This window comes from Nocardioides sp. (assembly GCF_035547795.1).
Lineage (GTDB): Bacteria > Actinomycetota > Actinomycetes > Propionibacteriales > Nocardioidaceae > Nocardioides.
This window is the reverse complement of record NZ_DASZUF010000021.1, coordinates 1-19,220: the sequence shown is the minus strand read 5'-3', so window position 1 is coordinate 19,220 and position 19,220 is coordinate 1. Positions and strand designations below refer to the sequence as shown.

Genomic DNA, 19,220 nt, shown 5'->3' with positions numbered 1-19,220 from the left:
TCACCCTAACCCTGGTCGCCGCGGCCTGGAACGTAGACTCCGGGGCGTGTCAACCCCTGCTGTCGAGGTCAGCGGTCTGCGCATGACCTATGGCGACAAGACCGCCGTCGACGGCCTCTCCCTCATCGTCGAGCGCGGCTCCATCACCGCTGTGCTCGGCCCCAACGGCGCCGGCAAGACCACCACCCTGGAGACCTGCGAGGGGTATCGCAGGCCGCAGTACGGCACGGTCCGGGTACTCGGGCTCGACCCGGTGCGCCAGCGCCGCGAGCTGCTCCCCCGGATCGGGGTGATGCTGCAGGGTCAGGGCGCCTGGAGCGGCGTGCGGGCGATGGAGATGCTGCGCCACATCTCCCGGCTGCACGCCCATCCGCTCGACGTGGACATGCTGGCCGAACGGCTCGGGCTGGCCGATTGCGGACGAACGCCGTACCGCCGCCTGTCCGGGGGCCAGCAGCAGCGCCTCGGGCTGGCGATGGCGATGGTGGGGCGTCCCGAGATCGTGTTCGTCGACGAGCCGACCGCCGGGATGGACCCGGCCGCGCGGCGCACCACCTGGGAGCTGCTGGAGGAGCTGCGTGCCTCGGGCGTGACCGTCGTGCTGACCACGCACTACCTGGAGGAGGCCGAGCACCTTGCCGACCAGGTCCACATCATCGACCACGGCCGCCTGATCGCCTCCGGTACGCCGGAGGAGCTCACCCGCGGCTCCTCCGCCACCATCCGCCTCGTCGTCGACCGGGAGCTGACCCCCGCCGCCGAGGCCGCGCTGCGCGAGTCGGTGGCGTCCTGGAGCAACGCGCACGACGTCGCGTTGAAGTCGGTCATCTTCGGCCAGCGCTCGCTCGAGGACGTCTTCTTGGAGCTGACCGGGCGGGAGCTGACCCATGACTGACCTCACCGAGACTCATCTCACCGAGCGCGCCGCCTTCACCCCGCGGCCCGGTGGCGCGCCGCTGCTGCGGCAGGTCCTCGCGCAGGCCTCGATGGAGGCGCGGCTGATGCTGCGCAACGGCGAGCAGCTGTTGATCGCGGTGGTGATCCCGGTGATCGTGCTGATCGGCGGCGTCGCCGGCGGCTCGCACCTGGACCTGAAGGAGAAGCATCCGCTGGTCGACATCTTCACCCCCGGCGTCCTCGCGCTGGCAGTGATGTCGACCGCGTTCACCTCGCTGGCGATCGCGACCGGGTTCGAGCGGCGCTACGGCGTGATCAAGCGTCTCGGCGCCTCGCCGCTCCCCCGCTCCGGCCTGCTGGCCGGCAAGGTGCTGGCGCTGCTGCTCGTCGAGCTGATGCAGATCGTGGTCGTCGGGGCGGTCGGGTTCGCGCTGGGCTGGTCGCCGCGTCCTGGCCTCGTCGGCTTCGTGCTCGCGGTCGCGCTCGGTACGGCGGCGTTCGCCTCGGTGGGGCTGTTCGTGGCCGGCACGTTGCGTGCCGAGGCGACCCTGGCCGCGGCGAACCTGATCTACCTGCTGCTGATGGCCGGGGGCGCCGTGGTGCTGCCGATGTCGGCCTACGGCGGGTTCGGTCACGTCGCCCGGTTCCTGCCCTCGGGCGCGCTGGGCGAGGCGATGCGGTCGGCATTCCTGGACGACCACGTCTCCTGGCGTGACCTGGCCACCCTGCTCGTGTGGGCCGTCGTCGGCACGGGCCTGACCGCGAGGACCTTCACGTGGGAGTGACCCTCAGCCGGCTCGACCGCCGGCGCGCGTTGATCGTCTGCGCCTGGGCGAGCCTGTGCGCCAATATCCTGCTGGTGGTCACCGGCGGCGCCGTGCGACTGACCGACTCCGGGCTGGGCTGCCCGACCTGGCCGCGGTGCACCAACGGCGACCTGACGCCGCGGGCGGAGCTCAACGTCCACTCCGCGATCGAGTTCTCCAACCGGATGCTGACGTTCGTGCTGACCGCTGTCGCGATCGCCACCCTGCTCGCGGCCTGGCGCACCGCGCACCGCTGGCTCGCGGTTTGGCTGCTGCTCGGCATCCCGGCCCAGGCCGTCGTCGGTGGCATCTCGGTGCTCACCAAGCTCAATCCGTGGGTGGTCTCCATCCATCTGGTCGCCTCGATGGCGATCATCGGCCTCGCCGTACTCCTGCTGTGGCGGGTGTACGGCGGCGGCCCCGGCGCCGACCGCGGCCCGGTCGCGTGGCTGGGTTGGGCGAACTTCGTGGTGGCCTGGCTGGTGCTCTACGCCGGCACCGTGGTCACCGGGGCGGGCCCGCACGCCGGCGACTCCACGTCGCAGCGCAACGGGCTCTCGGTGCTGCAGTTCGCCCAGCTGCACGCCGACCTGGTGTGCCTGTTCATCGGGCTCACCATCGGCCTGGTGGTGCTGTCGTACGCGCTCAAGGCGCCCGCCGCGAGCGTGCGCGCGGGATGGATCCTGCTGGGCGTCGAGCTCGCGCAGGGCGCCATCGGCTGGGTGCAGTACTTCACCCACGTGCCGATCGTGCTGGTCATGTTCCACATGCTCGGTGCGGCGCTGATCTCGGCGGCGGTCACCTGGGTGCTGCTGCGGGTGCGGGCCGGCGTGCCGGACGACGAGCGTCAGCCGGCCGCGGCCTGACGGGCGCCATGCCGTTGGCCGTCGAGATGTGCCCGGCCATCAGGGTGGTTGCAGGCGGCTGATCGGCGGTGCCGGGTCCGTGGACGCGGTCCCGCTCGACGTTGCTCCGGCCGTGGATGCGCCAGCCGGCGACCGTGAACGGTCAGCCGGGGGCACTGGCGTGGGACGCGAGAACCTCCGGGTGGCGGTGGGCCTGAGACAAGCCACATCCCATTCGGCGGTTCTCGCTTCTTCAACCAGGCTCGCCGCTACCAACGTCCTGGCCAGCTACACCTCGGGGGACCTGCTCGACATGTAGGGATAGGGCCACGATCGTGCCCCTATCCCTACATGCCCGAAGGCACCCTCGTGGCGGGGCGGCAGGCTCCCGCCCGACTCAACGGGAGGGCGATCAGCGGCTGATCAGCGGGTCGACCGCAACGGCCACGAACAGCAGCGACAGGTAGAGGTTGCTGCTGTGGAACAGGTGCATCGGCTGGATCACCGAGAGGTCCTCGGTGCCGCGAGCGCGGCCGTACATCCGGTGCGCCTGCACCAGGAACACCGCCCCGAGCACGACCGCGGCGACCGGGTAGAACCAGCCGGTCGAGGCGACCGGCCACAGCGCGAGCGAGACCGCGACCATCACCCAGCTGTAGAGCACGATCTGCAGGCCCACGACGCGGGCCTCCTTGACCACCGGCAGCATCGGCACGTCGACGTTCGCGTAGTCCTCGCGGTAGCGCAGCGCCAGCGCCCAGGTGTGCGGCGGCGTCCAGAAGAAGACCACCAGGAACAGGATCACCGGCGCCCAGGACAGGTGGCCGGTGACGGCGGTCCAGCCGATCAGGGCCGGGAAGCAGCCGGCGATGCCGCCCCAGACGATGTTCTGGGTGGTGCGCCGCTTGAGCAGCATCGTGTAGACGAGCACGTAGAAGGCGTTCGCTCCCACCGACAGCGCCGCCGAGAGCGGGTTGACGAAGATCGCCAAGATGACGGTGGAGAGCACGCCCAGCAGCGTGCCGAAAGCGAGCGCGGCTCCCGGGGAGACGATGTGACGCGGCAGCGCCCGGCGGCGGGTACGCCGCATCTGCTCGTCGATGTCGCGGTCGTAGACGCAGTTGAACACCGAGGCGGACCCGGCCGAGAACGTGCCGCCCACCACGGTGGCGACCACCAGGCCGAGCCCGGGCACGCCGCGGGCGGCGAAGAACATCACCGGCACCGTGGTGAGCAACAGAAGCTCGATCACGCGCGGCTTGGTGAGCCCGACGTAGGCGGTGACGACGTCCTTGAGGGTCGCCCGCGGCGTCTGCGCTGCCGGGGTCGTCACACCCGGAGCGTGCTCGCCGACGTAGGTCACAGAATTCCTCAACTGTTGGTGGAGCCGCAGTCGTCTGACTGGTGCCGTCGCTGGACAGCGGGTGTGAGTCTATCCCCCGGCATGAGTAGGCTCGGATTCGCCGTACGTCTCGTTGAGAGGACCCCCGTGAGCGCAACCCAGGACCTTGAGTGGACCGACCTGGACAAGAAGGCGGTTGACACCATTCGCGTCCTCGCGATGGACGCCGTGCAGAAGGTCGGCAACGGCCACCCGGGCACCGCGATGAGCCTGGCTCCTGCGGCGTACCTGCTCTTCCAGAAGGTGATGAGGCACAACCCGGCCAATCCGAACTGGATCGCACGCGACCGCTTCGTCCTCTCCTGCGGGCACAGCTCCATCACGCTCTACCTGCAGCTGTTCCTCGGCGGCTTCGGCCTGGAGATCGAGGACATCGAGAGCCTGCGCACGTGGGGCAGCAAGACCCCCGGACACCCCGAGTACGGCCACACCGCCGGCGTCGAGGTGACCACCGGCCCGCTCGGTCAGGGCGTCGGCAACGCCGTCGGCATGGCGATGGCCGCCCGCCGCGAGAAGGGCATCCTCGACCCCGGCAACACCGGTGAGTCGATCTTCGACCACCACATCTACGCGATCGCCTCCGACGGCGACCTGGAGGAAGGCGTCAGCGGCGAGGCCTCCTCGATCGCCGGCACCCAGCGGCTGGGCAACCTGACGCTCATCTACGACCAGAACAAGATCTCCATCGAGGGCAACACCGACGTCGCATTCAGCGAGGACGTCGCCAAGCGCTACGAGGGCTACGGCTGGCACGTCCAGACCGTCGACTGGACCCACGCCGGCGACCACACCGACGGCAAGAACTACCACGAGGACGTTCCGGCGCTGTACGCCGCCATCCGCGAGGCTGAGAAGGTCACCGACCGGCCCAGCATCATCGTGCTGCGGACCATCCTGGCCTGGCCGGCCCCGCACGCCCAGAACACCGAGGCCGCGCACGGCAGCGCACTGGGCACCGACGAGGTCGCCGCCACCAAGGAGTTGCTCGGCTTCGACCCGGCCAAGAGCTTCGTGGTGCCGCCGGACGTGCTCGAGCACACCCGCGGGCTGGTGGCCCGCGGCAAGGAGCTGGAGGCCAGGTGGGTGCCGCAGTTCGACGCCTGGGCCGCCGCGAACCCGGAGCCGGCCGCCATCCTCGACCGGATGAAGAAGCGCGCCGTCCCCGAGGGCCTCGAGGCCGCGCTGCCGACCTGGGAGCCCGACACCAAGGGCATCGCCACCCGAGCGGCGTCCGGCAAGGTGATCAACGCCATCGCCGACCTGATGCCCGAGCTGTGGGGCGGCTCGGCCGACCTGGCCGGCTCGAACAACACCACCATCACCAGCGCCAAGTCGTTCATCCCCACCGACCGCTCCACCCACGACTGGCAGGGCGACCCCTACCAGGGCCGGGTGCTGCACTTCGGCATCCGTGAGCACGGCATGGGCGCGATCATCAACGGCATCGCGGTGCACGGCGGCACCCGCGTCTTCGGGGCCACCTTCCTGCAGTTCTCCGACTACATGCGCGGTGCGGTCCGGGTCGGCGCCCTGATGAAGGCGCCGGCGATCTGGATCTGGACGCACGACTCGATCGGCCTCGGCGAGGACGGCCCGACCCATCAGCCGGTCGAGCATCTGTGGGCGCTGCGCGGCATCCCCGGCCTGGACATCGTCCGCCCGGCCGACGCCAACGAGACCGCGGCCGCCTGGCTCCAGGTCTTGAAGAACAGCGACCGCCCGGCCGGCCTCATCCTGAGTCGACAGAACCTGCCGATCTTCCCGCGGGGCGTGGACGGCTTCGCCACCACCGAGAACGTCGGCAAGGGCGGCTACGTCCTCATCGACGCCGAGGGCGGCGAGCCGGACGTCATCCTGATCGGCACCGGCTCCGAGGTGCAGCTGGCAGTCACCGCCCGCGAGCAGCTCAAGGCCGAGGGGATCAACGCCCGTGTGGTCTCGATGCCCTCGATCGAGTGGTTCGAGCAGCAGACCCAGGCCTACCGCGACCAGGTGCTGCCGCCCTCGGTCAAGGCGCGGGTCAGCGTCGAGGCGGGCATCCGCCAGGGCTGGCGGGAGTACGTCGGCGACAACGGCCGGATGGTGAGCCTCGAGCACTACGGCGCCTCGGCCGACGGGGCGCGCATCTTCAAGGAGTTCGGCTTCACGCCCGAGGCGGTCGCGCAGGCCGCCAAGGACAGCATGGAGGCGGCACGGCACTGAGCCCGTTCGCCGCCGCGCTAGAGTCGGATTGGAACGATCAAAAGAATCGGGAGAGTGCACATGAGTGACCGTCTCAAGGCGCTGGCCGACGCCGGCGTCTCCATCTGGCTCGACGACCTGTCCCGGGAGCGGATCGAGACCGGCAACCTGGCCGACCTCGTCAAGGATTCCTCCGTCGTGGGCGTCACCACCAACCCGACGATCTTCGCGGCGGCCATCGCCAACGGCGAGCGGTATGACGCGCAGGTCGCGCAGCTGGTCAAGGACGGCGCCGATGTCGACAAGGTGATCTTCGAGCTCACCACCGAGGACGTCCGCAACGCGTGCGACATCCTGGCTCCGGTCGCCGAGGCGACCAAGGACGACGGCCGGGTCTCCATCGAGGTGGAGCCGACGCTGGCCAACGACACCGAGGCGACCATCGCCAGCGCCAAGGCGCTGTGGGCCGCGGTGGACCGTCCCAATGCCCTGATCAAGATCCCGGCGACCCTGGAAGGTCTGCCGGCGATCACCGCCGCCGTCGCGGCCGGGATCAGCGTCAACGTCACGCTCATCTTCTCCATCGAGCGCTACCGCGCCGTGATGGACGCCTACCTGGCCGGCCTCGAGCAGGCCCAGGCCGCGGGCATCGACCTGTCGACGATCCGCAGCGTGGCGAGCTTCTTCGTCAGCCGGGTCGACACCGAGGTGGACGCCCGGCTGGAGAAGATCGGCTCCGACGACGCGCTCGCGCTGCGCGGCAAGTCCGCCGTCGCCAACGCCCGGCTCGCCTACGCCGCCTTCACCGAGGTGCACGCCGGCGAGCGCTGGCAGCAGCTGGCCGCGGCCGGGGCGAACGTGCAGCGGCCGCTGTGGGCCTCCACCGGGGTGAAGAACCCGGCGTACCCGGACACGCTCTACATCACCGACCTGGTCGTGGCCGACACCGTCAACACCATGCCGGAGAAGACCATGCGGGCCTTCGCCGACCACGGCGAGGTGCACGGCGACCAGGTCACCGGGAAGGCCGCCGAGGCACAGGAGGTCTTCGACGGTCTCGTCGCCGCCGGGATCGACCTCGACGACGTATTCCGCGTGCTCGAGACCGAGGGCGTCGACAAGTTCAAGGCCTCCTGGCTGGAGCTGATCGACACCGTGAAGGGGCAGATGGCGAAGGCGGGAGCCTGAAGGTGAGCGCCACGCCCGTCGACGCGACCAGCACCGAGGCGTGGCAGCGCCTCACCGTCCTTGCCGACGGCTTCGCCCCGGACCTCCGCGGCTGGTTCGCGGATGATCCCGCGCGGGTCGAGCGGCTGACGTTCACCGCCGCGGACCTGTACGTCGACCTGTCCAAGGGACTGGTCACCGACGAGGTGCTGAGTGCGCTGCTGGCCCTGGCCGAGGAGGTCGGGCTGGCGGCCCGCCGCGACGCGATGTTCGCCGGCGAACACGTCAACGTCACCGAGGACCGGGCCGTCCTGCACACCGCACTGCGGCTGCCCGCCGACGCCGTCCTCGACGTCGACGGGCAGGACGTCGTCGCGGACGTCCACGACGTGCTCCAGCGCATGTACGACTTCGCCGACCGGGTCCGCTCCGGAGCATGGACCGGGGTGACCGGCGAGCGGATCCGCACGGTGGTCAACATCGGCATCGGCGGCTCCGACCTCGGCCCGGTCATGGCCTACGAGGCGCTGGCGCCCTACCGGGCCCTGCCCAACGACCAGGGCGAGATCGAGTGTCGGTTCATCAGCAACATCGACCCGACCGACGCCGCCCAGAAGCTCGCCGGGCTCGACCCGGCCAGCACGCTGTTCGTCGTCTCCAGCAAGACGTTCGGCACCCTCGAGACACTGACCAATGCCCGGCTGTGCAAGGCCTGGCTGCTGGAGAGACTGGGACCCGACGTCGACCAGGCCCAGGCGATCGAGCGACACTTCGTCGCCGTCTCCACCGCACTGGACAAGGTCAAGGCGTTCGGCATCGACCCGGCCAACGCGTTCGGTTTCTGGGACTGGGTCGGCGGCCGCTACTCCGTCGACTCGGCGATCGGAACCTCGCTGGCGATCGCCATCGGCCCGGAGCGCTTCGCCGAGTTCCTGGCCGGCTTCCACGCCCTCGACGACCACTTCCGCCACACCGACCTGGCCCACAACGTGCCGGTGCTGATGGGCCTGCTCAACGTCTGGTACACCAACTTCCTCGGGGCCCAGACGCACGCCGTGCTTCCCTATGCACAGCTGCTGCACCGGTTCCCGGCGTACCTCCAGCAGCTCACCATGGAGTCCAACGGCAAGGGCGTGCGCTGGGACGGCTCGCCGGTGACGACCGACACCGGCGAGGTGTTCTGGGGCGAGCCCGGCACCAACGGCCAGCACGCGTTCTACCAGCTGATCCACCAGGGGACGCGACTGATCCCGGCCGACTTCATCGCGTTCGCGACCCCGCCGTACCCGCTGAAGGACGGCGAGACGGACGTGCACGAACTCTTCCTGGCGAACTTCTTCGCCCAGACCAGAGCGCTGGCGTTCGGCAAGACCGCCGACGAGGTCCGCGCCGAGGGCACCGCGGAGGCGATCGTCCCGGCCCGGATCTTCACCGGCAACCGGCCGACGACCTCCATCATGGCGCCCGCGCTCACCCCGCGCGTGCTGGGTCAGCTGATCGCCCTCTACGAGCACATCACGTTCACCCAGGGCGTGGTGTGGGGCATCGACAGCTTCGACCAGTGGGGCGTCGAGCTGGGCAAGCAGCTCGCGCTCCAGGTCAGCCCGGCTGTCGGGGGCGACGAGGAGGCCAAGGCGCAGCAGGACGCCTCCACCCGGGCGCTCATCGACTACTACCGCGCACACCGTGGCTAGCAATCCGCTGCGCGACCCGCAGGACCGACGACTCCCTCGGATCGCCGGTCCCTGCGGGCTGGTGCTCTTCGGCGTCACCGGCGACCTGTCGCGCAAGAAGGTGATGCCGGCGATCTACGACCTGGCCAACCGCGGGCTGCTGCCGCCCGGCTTCTCGCTGACCGGCTTCGCCCGGCGAGACTGGGCCGACGAGGACTTCGCCCAGGTGGTGCACGACGCGGTCAAGGAGCACTCCCGCACGCCGTTCCGCGAGGAGGTGTGGGACCAGCTCGCCGAGGGCTTCCGGTTCGTGCCCGGCGAGTTCGACGACGACGTCGCCTTCGAGCAGCTGCGGCACACCATCGAGGAGCTCGACGTCAGCCGCGGCACCGGCGGCAACCACGCCTTCTACCTCGCCATCCCGCCGGCGTTCTTCGGCGACGTGGTCGGGCAGCTCAAGGAGCACGGCCTGGCCGACGCGGCCGGCGACAGCTGGCGGCGAGTGGTAGTGGAGAAGCCGTTCGGCCACGACCTGAGGTCGGCACGCGAGCTCAACGGCATCCTCGACGGCGTCTTCCCGGACGGCTCGATCTTCCGGATCGACCACTACCTGGGCAAGGAGACGGTCCAGAACATCCTGGCGCTTCGCTTCGCCAACACGATGTTCGAGCCGATCTGGAACGCCAACTACGTCGACCACGTCCAGATCACCATGGCCGAGGACGTCGGCATCGGCGGTCGAGCCGGCTACTACGACGGCATCGGCGCCGCCCGCGACGTCATCCAGAACCACCTGCTGCAGCTGATGTCGCTGGTGGCCATGGAGGAGCCCACGACCTTCGACGCCCAGGCGCTGCGGATCGAGAAGCAGAAGGTGCTCTCCTCGGTCCGACTGCCCTCCGACCTGGGCGCGACCACCGCCCGCGGGCAGTACGCCGCCGGCTGGGCGGGCGGCGAGAAGGTGCCCGGCTTCCTCCAGGAGGAGGGCATCTCGGCCACATCGACTACCGAGACCTTCGCCGCCGTCACGCTGCACGTCGACACCCGCCGCTGGGCCGGGGTGCCGTTCTACCTGCGCACCGGCAAGCGGCTCGGCCGCCGGGTCACCGAGGTCGCGGTGGTGTTCAAGCGGGCCCCACATCAGCTGTTCAACCCGACCGCGACCGAGGAGCTGACCCAGAACGCGCTGGTCATCCGGGTCCAGCCCGACGAGGGCATGACGGTCCGGTTCGGCTCCAAGGTGCCGGGCACCGCGATGGAGATCCGCGACGTGAACATGGACTTCGCCTACGGCGGATCCTTCACCGAGGCCTCCCCCGAGGCGTACGAGCGGCTCATTCTCGACGTCCTGCTCGGAGACCCGCCGCTGTTCCCGCGGCACGAGGAGGTCGAGCTGTCGTGGCAGATCCTCGACCCGATCCTCGACTTCTGGGCCAAGCAGGACAAGCGTGGGGCCGGACCGGAGCAGTATCCCTCCGGCGGCTGGGGCCCCGGCTCGGCCGAGGCGATGCTGGCCCGCGACGGACGGACCTGGAGGCGGCCATGACGACCACGCTGACCGCGACCAACAGTGCTGCGATCGCCGCGGAGTTCGTGCGCGCCCGCACCCGGGCCGGCAGCCCGGCGATGGGCATGGTGATGACGGTCGTCGTGGTGGTCGAGGAACAGGACGCCGCCGCCACCCTCGAGGCCGCCCGCGCGGCCTCGCACGAGCATCCCGCCCGCGTCCTCGGGGTCGTGCTCGGCTCGTCCCGCGGCGCCGGCCAGGTGGACGCGGAGGTCACCGTGGGCGCCGGCTGGGGTGGCGAGATGGCGCTGCTGCGGCTGGTCGGCGAGGTGGTCAAGCATCCCGACTCGGTGGTGCTGCCGCTGCTGCTGCCCGACTCCCCAGTGGTCGCCTGGTGGGCCTCACGCGCGCCCAGAGACCTGGCCGGCGACCCGCTCGGCCGGCTGGCGCAGCGACGGATCACCGACAGCGCGGCCGCAGCCGCCCAGGCGCGCACCCTGCAGGTGCAGTGCGCGGCGTACTCCCCCGGCAACACCGACCTGTCCTGGACCCGGCTGACGCCCTGGCGGGCGCTGCTGGCCGCCGCGTTGGACCAGCACCCGCTCAAGGTGACCGGCGCCTCGGTGGCCGCCGACCGCGGCAACCCCAGCGCCGACCTGCTGGCGGCCTGGCTGGGCCAGCGGCTGCGGGTCGACGTACGCCGCATCACCTCCGACGGCCCCGGCCTCACCGAGGTGACCCTGGAGACCAAGAAGGGGCCGATCCGGATCTCGCGACCCGACGGCCGGCTGGCGACGTTCTCCTCGCCGGGCAACCCGGATCGCCCGGTGGCGCTGCGGCGGCGCGACGTACCCGAGTTGCTCGCCGAGGAGCTGCGCCGACTCGACGAGGACGACGTCTACGCCGCCACCGCGCGCTTCCTCGCCCGCGGACTGGCTGCCAAGAAGACCCCCACCAGGAAGGGCAAGAAGTGACCGACACTCCCCGCATCGAGGTTCACGACGACGCCGCGGACCTGTCGACGGCCGTCGCCGGCGAGCTGCTGAACCGGATCGCCGACGCCCAGGCGGCCGGCCACGTGCCGCACATCTGCCTCACCGGCGGCACCATCGCCGAGTCGATCCACCGCGAGGTCGCCCGACTCGCGCCCGAGTCCGGCGTGGACTGGGGCGCCGTGGAGTTCTGGTTCGGTGACGAGCGGTTCGTCGCCCCCGACTCCCCCGACCGCAACGCCGGCCAGGCCAAGGCCGCCTTCCTCGACGCCGTCGGCGTTCCCGACCACCGGGTGCACCAGATGGCCTCGACCGCCGATGCGACGAACGTCGAGGAGGGCGCCACGGCGTACGCCGCCGAGGTCCGCGACAGTGGCGGCGGTCGCTTCGACGTGATGATGCTCGGCGTCGGCCCCGATGGCCACATCGCCTCGCTCTTCCCCGGGTTCCCGCAGCTGGACGTCACCGACGCCATCGCGGTGGGCGTCACCGGCTCCCCGAAGCCGCCGCCGGAGCGAATCTCGCTGACCTTCGAGGCGCTGCGCCGCTCCGCCTCGGTGTGGTTCCTGGTCAGCGGCGAGGGGAAGGCCGAGGCCGTGGCCAGTGCGCTGGGCGGCGCCGACCCGCACCAGACGCCCGCCGCCGGCGTCCAGGGCCAGGAGGAGACCATCTGGTTCCTCGACCGGGCCGCCGCCTCCCGCCTCTGACCGTTGAATAGGGGATTTCACACGCCCGAATAGGGGATTTCACACGCCCCATTCGGTCATTCCGCACCACTGAGTAGGCCCCCCCACCCTTTCGGTGTGGGGCCTACTGAGTCACCACCCCGGATTCGGACGTGCGAAATCCCGGATTCGACGTCAGAAGATGATCTCGCCGGCCTTGCGCCGGGAGCGCAGCAGCTGAATGGCCTCGTCCAGGATGTCCTCGGCCTCCTTGTCGGAGCGGCGCTCCTTCACATACGCCAAGTGCGTCTTGTACGGCTCGATCTTCGGCGCCGGCGGCGCGTTCTCGACGTCGAGGCCGGCCGGCAGGCCGCACTTCGGACAGTCCCACGACTCCGGCGTGCTCGCCTCGACGGCGAACGTGATCACCGAGCGGTGCTCGTTGGCGCAGAAGTAGGTCACCGCCTTGCGGGGCGCGGCCTCGCCGCGCTCCGCCTCACCCATCGGGCCGGCGCCGACCCGGCTGCCCCGGATGGCGTTAGCTCCACCAGCCATGTCGTCTCGTCCTTGTCTTGAGCTGGAACAGGTCAGCGGTACGCGAGCAGGAGGCCCAGCGCGATGACGCAGGCGAACCAGATCGCACCGACACCGACGGTGAGCCGGTCGAGGTTGCGCTCGGCGACGCTCGAGCCACCCAGCGAGCTCGACACACCACCACCGAACATGTCGGACAGGCCACCGCCACGACCCTTGTGCAGCAGCACCAGCAGGATCATCACGGCGCTCGAGGCCACCAGGAGGATGGTGAAGAGAAGTTCCAGCACGATCCGGAATCCTACGTCACGCCTGCGCCGTCACAGCACAGGCAGGTCGTAGAAGCGGCAGATCGCGGCAAACTCCTCGACCACCAGGCTCGCGCCACCCACCAAGGCACCGTCCACATCGGTCTTGGTCATCAGGCCGGCGACGTTGTTCGCCTTCACCGAACCGCCGTAGAGGATGCGGACCGCGTCGGCCGCCTCGGCGCCGTACGACTCCCTGATCTGGGCGCGCAGCGCGGCACAGACCTCCTGGGCGTCGTCGGGGGTGGCCACCTCGCCGGTGCCGATCGCCCAGACCGGCTCGTAGGCGATCACCAGGCCCGCCACCTGCTCGGCGCCGAGGCCCGCCAGCGACCCGATCAGCTGCTCGCTGCAGAACGGCACATGGGTGCCCGCCTGACGCACCTCCAGGCCCTCGCCGACGCAGACGATCGGAGTCATGCCTGCCCTGAGGGTCACCGCCGCCTTCTGCGCGACCAGCGCGTCGGTCTCGCCGTGGTACTGCCGGCGCTCCGAGTGGCCGACCACGACATAGCTGCACCCGAGCTTGCTCAGCATCGCCGCCGAGATCTCGCCGGTGTAGGCGCCGTTGTCGTGCACCGACACGTCCTGCGCGCCGTACCTGATCGCGAGCCGGTCGCCGTCGACGAGGGTCTGCACGGAGCGCAGATCCGTGAACGGCGGGAGCACGGCGACCTCGGCCTTGGCGTAGTCGTGCTTCTTGTCACCGAGCGTCCAGGCGAGCTTCTGGACCAGCACCACCGCTTCTTGGTGGTTGAGGTTCATCTTCCAGTTGCCCGCCATCAGCGGGGTTCGCTTGCCGCTCATCCCTCGAGCACCGTGATGCCGGGCAGCTCCTTGCCCTCCAGGTACTCCAGCGACGCGCCGCCACCGGTCGAGATGTGCCCGAACTGCTCGTCGGAGAAGCCGAGCGCACGAACGGCGGCCGCGGAGTCGCCACCGCCGACCACGGAGAGCCCCTGGACCTTCGTCAGCGCCTCGGCGACCGCCTTCGTCCCGGCCGCGAAGGCGGGCTGCTCGAAGACGCCCATCGGGCCGTTCCAGAAGACCGTGCGGGCTTGCTCGATGACCACGGCGAACGCCGCACCCGAGCTCGGGCCGATGTCCAGGCCGAGCGCGTCGGCCGGGATCTGGTCCGCCGGCACCACCCGCGCCGACGCCTCGTCGCCGAACGCGTCGGCGACGACGATGTCGGTGGGCAGCACGATCCGCACGCCGTTGGCCCGGGCGCGCTCCAGGTACTCCAGCACCGCCGGGATCTGGTCCTCCTCCAGCAGGCTCCTGCCCACCTCGTGACCCTGGGCCTTGAGGAACGTGAAGACCATCCCGCCGCCGATCAGCAGGGTGTTCGCCTTGCCGAGCAGATTGTCGATGACGCCGAGCTTGTCGGAGACCTTCGAGCCGCCCAGGACGACGGCGTAGGGCCGCTCCGGGGTGTCGGTCAGCCGCCGCAGTACGTCGATCTCCGCGGCCACCAGGCCGCCCATGGCGTGCGGCAGCAGCTGCGCGACGTCGTACACGCTGGCCTGCTTGCGGTGCACCACTCCGAACCCGTCGGAGACGAAGGCGTCCGCCAGCGACGCCAGCTGCGCCGCGAAGGCGCCGCGCACCGCGTCGTCCTTGGCGGTCTCACCGGCGTTGAACCGGACGTTCTCCAGCAGCGCGACCTGGCCGTCGGCCAGGCCCGCCACGGTCTGCTTCGCGGACTCGCCGACGGTGTCGGTCGCGAAGACGACCGGCGCGCCGAGCAGCTCACCGAGTCGCGCGGCGACCGGCGCCAGCGAGTACGCCGGGTCCAAAGCGCCGTCGGGGCGACCCAGGTGGGCCGTCACGACGACGCGGGCACCGGCGTCCGCGAGCGCCTTGATGGTCGGCACCGACGCCCGGATCCGGCCGTCGTCGGTGATCCGACCGTCCTGCAGGGGCACGTTGAGGTCTGACCGGACGAGGACCCGCTTCCCGGCCACCTCGCCCAGCCCGGCGTACTCCCCCATCGATCAGAGGGTCTTGCCGACGTAGTCGATCAGGTCGGCAAGGCGGTTGGAGTAGCCCCACTCGTTGTCGTACCAGGAGGCGACCTTGACCTGGTTGCCGATGACCTTGGTCAGCGGCGCGTCGAAGATCGAGGAGGCCGGGTTGGTCACGATGTCCGAGGAGACGATCGGGTCGGTCGAGTAGACCAGGTAGCGGCCGTCGGCGGCCTTCTTGACGATCTCGTTGATCTCCTCGACCGAGGTCTCCCGAGAGGCCTCGAAGGAGAGGTCGGTGATCGAGCCGGTCGGCACCGGCACGCGCAGCGCGTAGCCGTCGAGCTTGCCCTTGAGCTCGGGCAGCACCAGGCCGATCGCCTTGGCGGCGCCGGTGGAGGTCGGGACGACGTTGATCGCGGCGACGCGGGCGCGGCGCAGGTCCTTGTGGATGTTGTCCTGCAGGTTCTGGTCGGCGGTGTAGGCGTGCACCGTGGTCATCAGGCCGCGCTCGATCCCGATGCCCTCGTGCAGCGCCTTGGCCAGCGGCGCGAGGCAGTTGGTGGTGCAGGACGCATTGGAGATGACGGTGTGCGCCTCGGGGTCGTAGGCGCCCTCGTTCACGCCCATCACGATGGTGGCGTCCTCGTTGCTCGCCGGCGCCGAGATGATGACCTTCTTGGCGCCGCCGTTGTCGACGTGCGCACGGGCCTTGGTGGCATCGGTGAAGAAGCCGGTCGACTCCACCACGACGTCGACGCCCAGGTCGGCCCACTTGAGGTTCGCCGGGTCCCGCTCGGCGAAGGCCTTGACGACCTGGTCGCCGACCTTGATCTCGCCGTCGGAGGCGACCACGTCCGTGTCGAGGGTGCCCAGGATGGTGTCGTACTTCAGCAGGTGCGCGAGCACGGCGTTGTCGGACAGGTCGTTGACGCCCACGATCTCGATGTCGAGACCGGAAGCGCGGACGGCGCGGAAGAAGTTCCGGCCGATGCGGCCGAACCCGTTGATACCTACACGAACGGTCACTGCTGACTCCTGCTCTGGATGGCTTCCTTCGCCTCCGACCCTAGCGACTACCGGCCAGTCAGGCTGCACCCGTCCGTCCGTCGACGGGTTTGGGACGATCCAATGTCACAGGCGTCACACCCGCGGCGTCGGATCGGCCCCGACTCAGGCCTCGTCGGCCAGCATCTCGGGGGTCAGGGAGGCTTCCGTATCGGGGATGCCGAGCTCCTCGGCACGCTTGTCGGCCATCGCCAGCAGCCGCCGGATCCGGCCCGCGATGGCGTCCTTGGTCAGCGCTGGCTCGTGCAGCTGGCCCAGCTCCTCCAGGGATGCCTGCTTGTGCTTGAGGCGCAGCTCCCCGGCGAGTCGCAGATGCTCGGGTACGTCGTCGCCGAGGATCTCCATGGCCCGCTCCACTCGAGCCCCGGCGGCGACGGCCGCACGCGCCGAGCGGCGCAGATTGGCGTCGTCGAAGTTGGCCAGCCGGTTGGCGGTGGCGCGCACCTCGCGGCGCATCCGGCGCTCCTCCCAGGCCATCAGCGACTCGTGCGCGCCCAGCCGGGTGAGCAGCTGGCCGATGGCGTCGCCGTCGCGGATGACCACCCGGTCGACGCCGCGCACCTCGCGCGCCTTGGCCTGGATGCCGAGCCGGCGGGCGACGCCGACCAGGGCCAGCGCGGCCTCCGCCCCCGGGCAGGTCACCTCCAGCGAGCTGGAACGACCCGGCTCGGTCAGCGATCCGTGCGCCAGGAAGGCGCCACGCCAGGCCGCCACGGCGTCGCAGGCGGCGCCGGAGACGACCGCCGGCGGCAGCCCCCGCACCGGCCGTCCCCGCTGGTCCAGCAGGCCCGTCTGCCGGGCGAGCGCCTCGCCGTCCTTGACCACCCGGACGATGTAGCGCGAGCCCTTGCGGATGCCGTTGCCCTGCACGATCGCGACCTCGGCCTGATGACCGTAGACCTCGGCGACCTCCTTGCGCAGCCGACGCGCGGCCGCGCCGGTGTCCAGCTCCGCCTCGACCACGATCCGGCCGTTGACGATGTGGAGGCCACCGGCGAAGCGCAGCATCGAGGCCACCTCGGCCTTGCGGCAACAGGTCTTCGTGATCTGGGTGCTCGCAAGCTCCGCCTTCACCTGTGCCGTCATCGCCATAGCGGGGAGTCTTTCAGATCAGTCAACGACCCGCAGCAGCGACGGTCGCTGTCGCCAGTCGAGCGTCCTGTTCGCGTACGGCGTGCACGTCCCCGGTCAGCGTCAGCCGGACCCGCTCGACCTGGTCGCCGGCGGCGGCCGCCCCCGCGGTCTGGGCCGAGGCGGCGATGCCCTCGGCGACCACCGCGTCGGTCTTCGCCCCCGCCGACTCCGCGACCCACAGCTCGATCTCACCCGGCTCGACGACGCGCGTCATCGAGCGGTCGGAGAACGCCAGTCGGGTGGTCGGCACCCGGAACTCCACCCGCGCGCACTCCCCCGGCGCCAGCGACACCCGCTGGTAGGCGAGCAGCTGGGCGACCGGGCGCACCACCGAGGCGACCAGGTCGCGGCCGTAGAGCTGCACGACGTGGACGCCGTGGCGGGCCCCGGTGTTCGTGACGTCGACCCGGACACCGATGGTGCCGTCGGTCGGCACCTGCTCGTCCGCGACCAGACCGCTGGTGACGAAGCTGGTGTAGGTCAGCCCGAAGCCGAAGGGCCGGACCGGGGTCGGGTCGGCGCTGGTGACCTCGGACGGGCCGCCGAGCACCGGGCGCAGGTAGGAGTACGGCTGCGCGCCCGACGAGCGCGGCAGGCTGACCGGTAGCCGGCCGGACGGGCTGGCGGCGCCGGAGAGGACGCGGGCGATCGCCGGCCCGCCCTCCTCGCCCGGGAAGAACGCCTGGAGGACGGCGGCCGGGCCGCGGCCGCCCTCCAGCGCCCAGCCGATCGCGTACGGGCGGCCGGTCAGCAGCACCATCACGACCGGCGTACCGGTGGCGACGACCGTCTCGACGAGCTCGCGCTGGACGCCGGGCAGGTCGAGGGAGTCGGTGTCGTTGCCCTCACCCACCGTGCCCCGGCCGAACAGCCCGGCCTGGTCGCCGACCACCACGACGGCGACGTCGGCCGTCTCCGCGGCGGCCACCGCCGCGGCGATGCCGGACGTGTCGTCGCCCTCGACCTCGCAGCCCTCCACGAACGTCAGCTCGCTGTCGGCCAGCTCGGCGCGCAGGGCCTCGGCCAGGCTCGGCACCTCGATCCCCAGCGGTACCTCGGGGTGGTGCGCCAGCACGTGGTTGGCGAAGGAGTAGCAGCCCATCATGGCCGCGGGCCGGTCCGCATTGGGGCCGATCACCGCCACCCGGCCGGGCGACGCCAGCGGCAGTACGCCGTCGTTGCGCAGCAGCACCAGCGACTCCTCGGCCAACCGGCGCGCAAGAGCGCGGTGGGCCGCCGAGTCCAGCTCGATCGCCGTCGGCGGCTCGCCGGAGAAGTCCTCGTCGAGCAGGCCGAGGGACTCCTTCTGGCTCAGCACTCGCAGCACCGCCCGGTCGACCAGCGCCTCCTCGACCTGACCGGTCGCGACCAGCTTGGCCAGCGGCTCCAGGTAGGCGTCGCCGCTGGGCAGCTCGACGTCGATGCCGGCGGCCAGCGCCAGCGCCGCCGCCTCGCCGCGGTCGGCCGCGACCGCGTGCATGATCGCCAGGAACGCCACCGCGAAATAGTCCGAGACCACCACGCCGTCGAAGCCCCAGCGCTCGCGCAGCAGGCCGGTGAACAGGTCGGGATCCGCCGCGGCCGGGACCCCGTCCAGGTCGGTGTAGGAGTTCATCACGCTGCGCGCGCCGCCGTCCTTGATCGCCATCTCGAACGGGACGGCGAAGACGTCGGCGAGCTCGCGCCGGCCGATCGAGACCGGGGCGTGATTGCGCCCGGCCTTGGAGCCGGAGTAGCCGAGGAAGTGCTTGAGGGTCGCGTGCACCCCGGCGGACTGCAGCCCGCGGACGTACGCCGTACCGATCGTGCCGACCAGGTAGGGATCCTCGCCGATGCACTCGTCGACCCGGCCCCAGCGCGGATCGCGCACCACGTCCAGGACGGGGGCGAGCCCCTGGTGGACGCCCAGCTGGTGCATGGACTCCCCGATCGCGGCCGCCATCTCCTCGACCAGCTCCGGGTCGAAGGAGGCGCCCCACGCCAGCGGCGTCGGGTACGTCGCGGCCTGCCAGGCGGCCAGCCCGGTCAGGCACTCCTCGTGCACGATCGCCGGGATGCCCAGCCGGGTCTCCCG

The 19,220-nt window shown here is 70.9% G+C and carries 17 protein-coding genes; 9 read left to right on the top strand and 8 right to left on the bottom strand.

Annotated features, from left to right (window positions below; genetic code table 11):
• The first annotated feature begins 46 nt into the window (after positions 1 to 46).
• The 3 genes from VHA72_RS01875 to VHA72_RS01865 are packed head-to-tail and all read left to right on the top strand — an operon-like array spanning position 47 to position 2,569.
• The gene (locus VHA72_RS01875; RefSeq protein WP_524538562.1) at positions 47 to 895 is read left to right on the top strand and encodes an ABC transporter ATP-binding protein; all 849 of its coding nucleotides are present in this window, start codon (positions 47 to 49) and stop codon (positions 893 to 895) included.
• Complete coding sequence (locus tag VHA72_RS01870) at positions 888 to 1,682, top strand: ABC transporter permease (RefSeq protein ID WP_325572746.1); 795 nt, start codon at positions 888 to 890, stop codon at positions 1,680 to 1,682. Before VHA72_RS01875 ends, VHA72_RS01870 begins: the two co-directional genes overlap by 8 nt.
• Positions 1,673 to 2,569 carry a COX15/CtaA family protein gene (locus VHA72_RS01865; RefSeq protein ID WP_325572745.1) on the top strand — a complete coding sequence of 299 codons (897 nt, stop codon included), beginning with the start codon at positions 1,673 to 1,675 and terminating at the stop codon, positions 2,567 to 2,569. The genes VHA72_RS01870 and VHA72_RS01865 overlap by 10 nt, the downstream gene beginning before the upstream one ends.
• A gap of 391 nt (positions 2,570 to 2,960) precedes the next feature.
• On the opposite strand, the gene VHA72_RS01860 is transcribed toward VHA72_RS01865, so the two are convergent.
• Positions 2,961 to 3,911, bottom strand: a complete 951-nt coding sequence (locus tag VHA72_RS01860; RefSeq protein ID WP_414689737.1) for a heme o synthase — start codon at positions 3,909 to 3,911, stop codon at positions 2,961 to 2,963.
• Positions 3,912 to 3,992: 81 nt separating this feature from the next.
• On the opposite strand from VHA72_RS01860, the gene tkt reads away from it, so the two are divergent.
• Genes tkt through pgl form a run of 6 tightly spaced genes read left to right on the top strand, consistent with a single transcriptional unit; the run spans position 3,993 to position 12,177 of the window.
• Positions 3,993 to 6,152 carry a transketolase gene (gene tkt / locus VHA72_RS01855; RefSeq protein WP_325572743.1) on the top strand — a complete coding sequence of 720 codons (2,160 nt, stop codon included), beginning with the start codon at positions 3,993 to 3,995 and terminating at the stop codon, positions 6,150 to 6,152.
• A 60-nt stretch (positions 6,153 to 6,212) separates the two neighbouring features.
• The gene (gene tal, locus VHA72_RS01850; RefSeq protein WP_325572742.1) at positions 6,213 to 7,319 is read left to right on the top strand and encodes a transaldolase; all 1,107 of its coding nucleotides are present in this window, start codon (positions 6,213 to 6,215) and stop codon (positions 7,317 to 7,319) included.
• Between the two features lie 2 nt (positions 7,320 to 7,321).
• The gene (gene pgi, locus VHA72_RS01845; RefSeq protein ID WP_325572741.1) at positions 7,322 to 8,992 is read left to right on the top strand and encodes a glucose-6-phosphate isomerase; all 1,671 of its coding nucleotides are present in this window, start codon (positions 7,322 to 7,324) and stop codon (positions 8,990 to 8,992) included.
• Positions 8,985 to 10,517 (top strand): glucose-6-phosphate dehydrogenase, encoded by a 1,533-nt coding sequence (gene zwf, locus VHA72_RS01840; RefSeq protein ID WP_325572740.1) that lies wholly within the window; start codon positions 8,985 to 8,987, stop codon positions 10,515 to 10,517. The genes pgi and zwf overlap by 8 nt, the downstream gene beginning before the upstream one ends.
• Complete coding sequence (locus VHA72_RS01835; RefSeq protein ID WP_325572739.1) at positions 10,514 to 11,452, top strand: glucose-6-phosphate dehydrogenase assembly protein OpcA; 939 nt, start codon at positions 10,514 to 10,516, stop codon at positions 11,450 to 11,452. The genes zwf and VHA72_RS01835 overlap by 4 nt, the downstream gene beginning before the upstream one ends.
• Entirely contained in the window at positions 11,449 to 12,177 is a 729-nt protein-coding gene (pgl, locus tag VHA72_RS01830) for a 6-phosphogluconolactonase (protein WP_325572738.1), read from the top strand. Before VHA72_RS01835 ends, pgl begins: the two co-directional genes overlap by 4 nt.
• A gap of 153 nt (positions 12,178 to 12,330) precedes the next feature.
• Here the strand turns inward: pgl and VHA72_RS01825 are convergent, their stop codons facing one another.
• The 7 genes from VHA72_RS01825 to VHA72_RS01795 all read right to left on the bottom strand — a co-directional run.
• Positions 12,331 to 12,690 carry an RNA polymerase-binding protein RbpA gene (locus VHA72_RS01825; RefSeq protein WP_325572737.1) on the bottom strand — a complete coding sequence of 120 codons (360 nt, stop codon included), beginning with the start codon at positions 12,688 to 12,690 and terminating at the stop codon, positions 12,331 to 12,333.
• A 32-nt stretch (positions 12,691 to 12,722) separates the two neighbouring features.
• The gene (gene secG, locus VHA72_RS01820; protein ID WP_325572769.1) at positions 12,723 to 12,956 is read right to left on the bottom strand and encodes a preprotein translocase subunit SecG; all 234 of its coding nucleotides are present in this window, start codon (positions 12,954 to 12,956) and stop codon (positions 12,723 to 12,725) included.
• Positions 12,957 to 12,989: 33 nt separating this feature from the next.
• On the bottom strand, positions 12,990 to 13,784 hold the full coding sequence (gene tpiA, locus VHA72_RS01815; protein WP_325572736.1) for a triose-phosphate isomerase: 795 nt from the start codon (positions 13,782 to 13,784) through the stop codon (positions 12,990 to 12,992).
• A complete protein-coding gene (locus VHA72_RS01810) occupies positions 13,781 to 14,971 on the bottom strand; it encodes a phosphoglycerate kinase (protein WP_325572735.1) in 1,191 nt (396 codons plus the stop codon). The genes tpiA and VHA72_RS01810 overlap by 4 nt, the downstream gene beginning before the upstream one ends.
• 3 nt (positions 14,972 to 14,974) lie before the next feature.
• Positions 14,975 to 15,973, bottom strand: a complete 999-nt coding sequence (gene gap / locus VHA72_RS01805) for a type I glyceraldehyde-3-phosphate dehydrogenase (protein WP_325572734.1) — start codon at positions 15,971 to 15,973, stop codon at positions 14,975 to 14,977.
• A 144-nt stretch (positions 15,974 to 16,117) separates the two neighbouring features.
• Positions 16,118 to 17,104 carry a DNA-binding protein WhiA gene (whiA, locus tag VHA72_RS01800; protein ID WP_325572733.1) on the bottom strand — a complete coding sequence of 329 codons (987 nt, stop codon included), beginning with the start codon at positions 17,102 to 17,104 and terminating at the stop codon, positions 16,118 to 16,120.
• Between the two features lie 22 nt (positions 17,105 to 17,126).
• Positions 17,127 to 19,220, bottom strand: a 2,094-nt coding sequence (locus VHA72_RS01795) for a beta-xylosidase/alpha-l-arabinosidase (protein ID WP_325572732.1), incomplete at its 5' end; no start/stop codon positions are given.

What these genes read in the sequence shown, in the direction of transcription:
- VHA72_RS01870 (WP_325572746.1), top strand. Translation starts at nt 888, where the DNA reads ATGACTGACCTCACCGAGACTCATCTCACCGAGCGCGCCGCCTTCACC.
- VHA72_RS01835 (WP_325572739.1), top strand. Translation starts at nt 10,514, where the DNA reads ATGACGACCACGCTGACCGCGACCAACAGTGCTGCGATCGCCGCGGAG.
- VHA72_RS01810 (WP_325572735.1), bottom strand. Translation starts at nt 14,971, where the DNA reads ATGGGGGAGTACGCCGGGCTGGGCGAGGTGGCCGGGAAGCGGGTCCTC.
- VHA72_RS01825 (WP_325572737.1), bottom strand. Translation starts at nt 12,690, where the DNA reads ATGGCTGGTGGAGCTAACGCCATCCGGGGCAGCCGGGTCGGCGCCGGC.
- tal (WP_325572742.1), top strand. Translation starts at nt 6,213, where the DNA reads ATGAGTGACCGTCTCAAGGCGCTGGCCGACGCCGGCGTCTCCATCTGG.
- tkt (WP_325572743.1), top strand. Translation starts at nt 3,993, where the DNA reads ATGAGTAGGCTCGGATTCGCCGTACGTCTCGTTGAGAGGACCCCCGTG.
- tpiA (WP_325572736.1), bottom strand. Translation starts at nt 13,784, where the DNA reads ATGAGCGGCAAGCGAACCCCGCTGATGGCGGGCAACTGGAAGATGAAC.
- whiA (WP_325572733.1), bottom strand. Translation starts at nt 17,104, where the DNA reads ATGGCGATGACGGCACAGGTGAAGGCGGAGCTTGCGAGCACCCAGATC.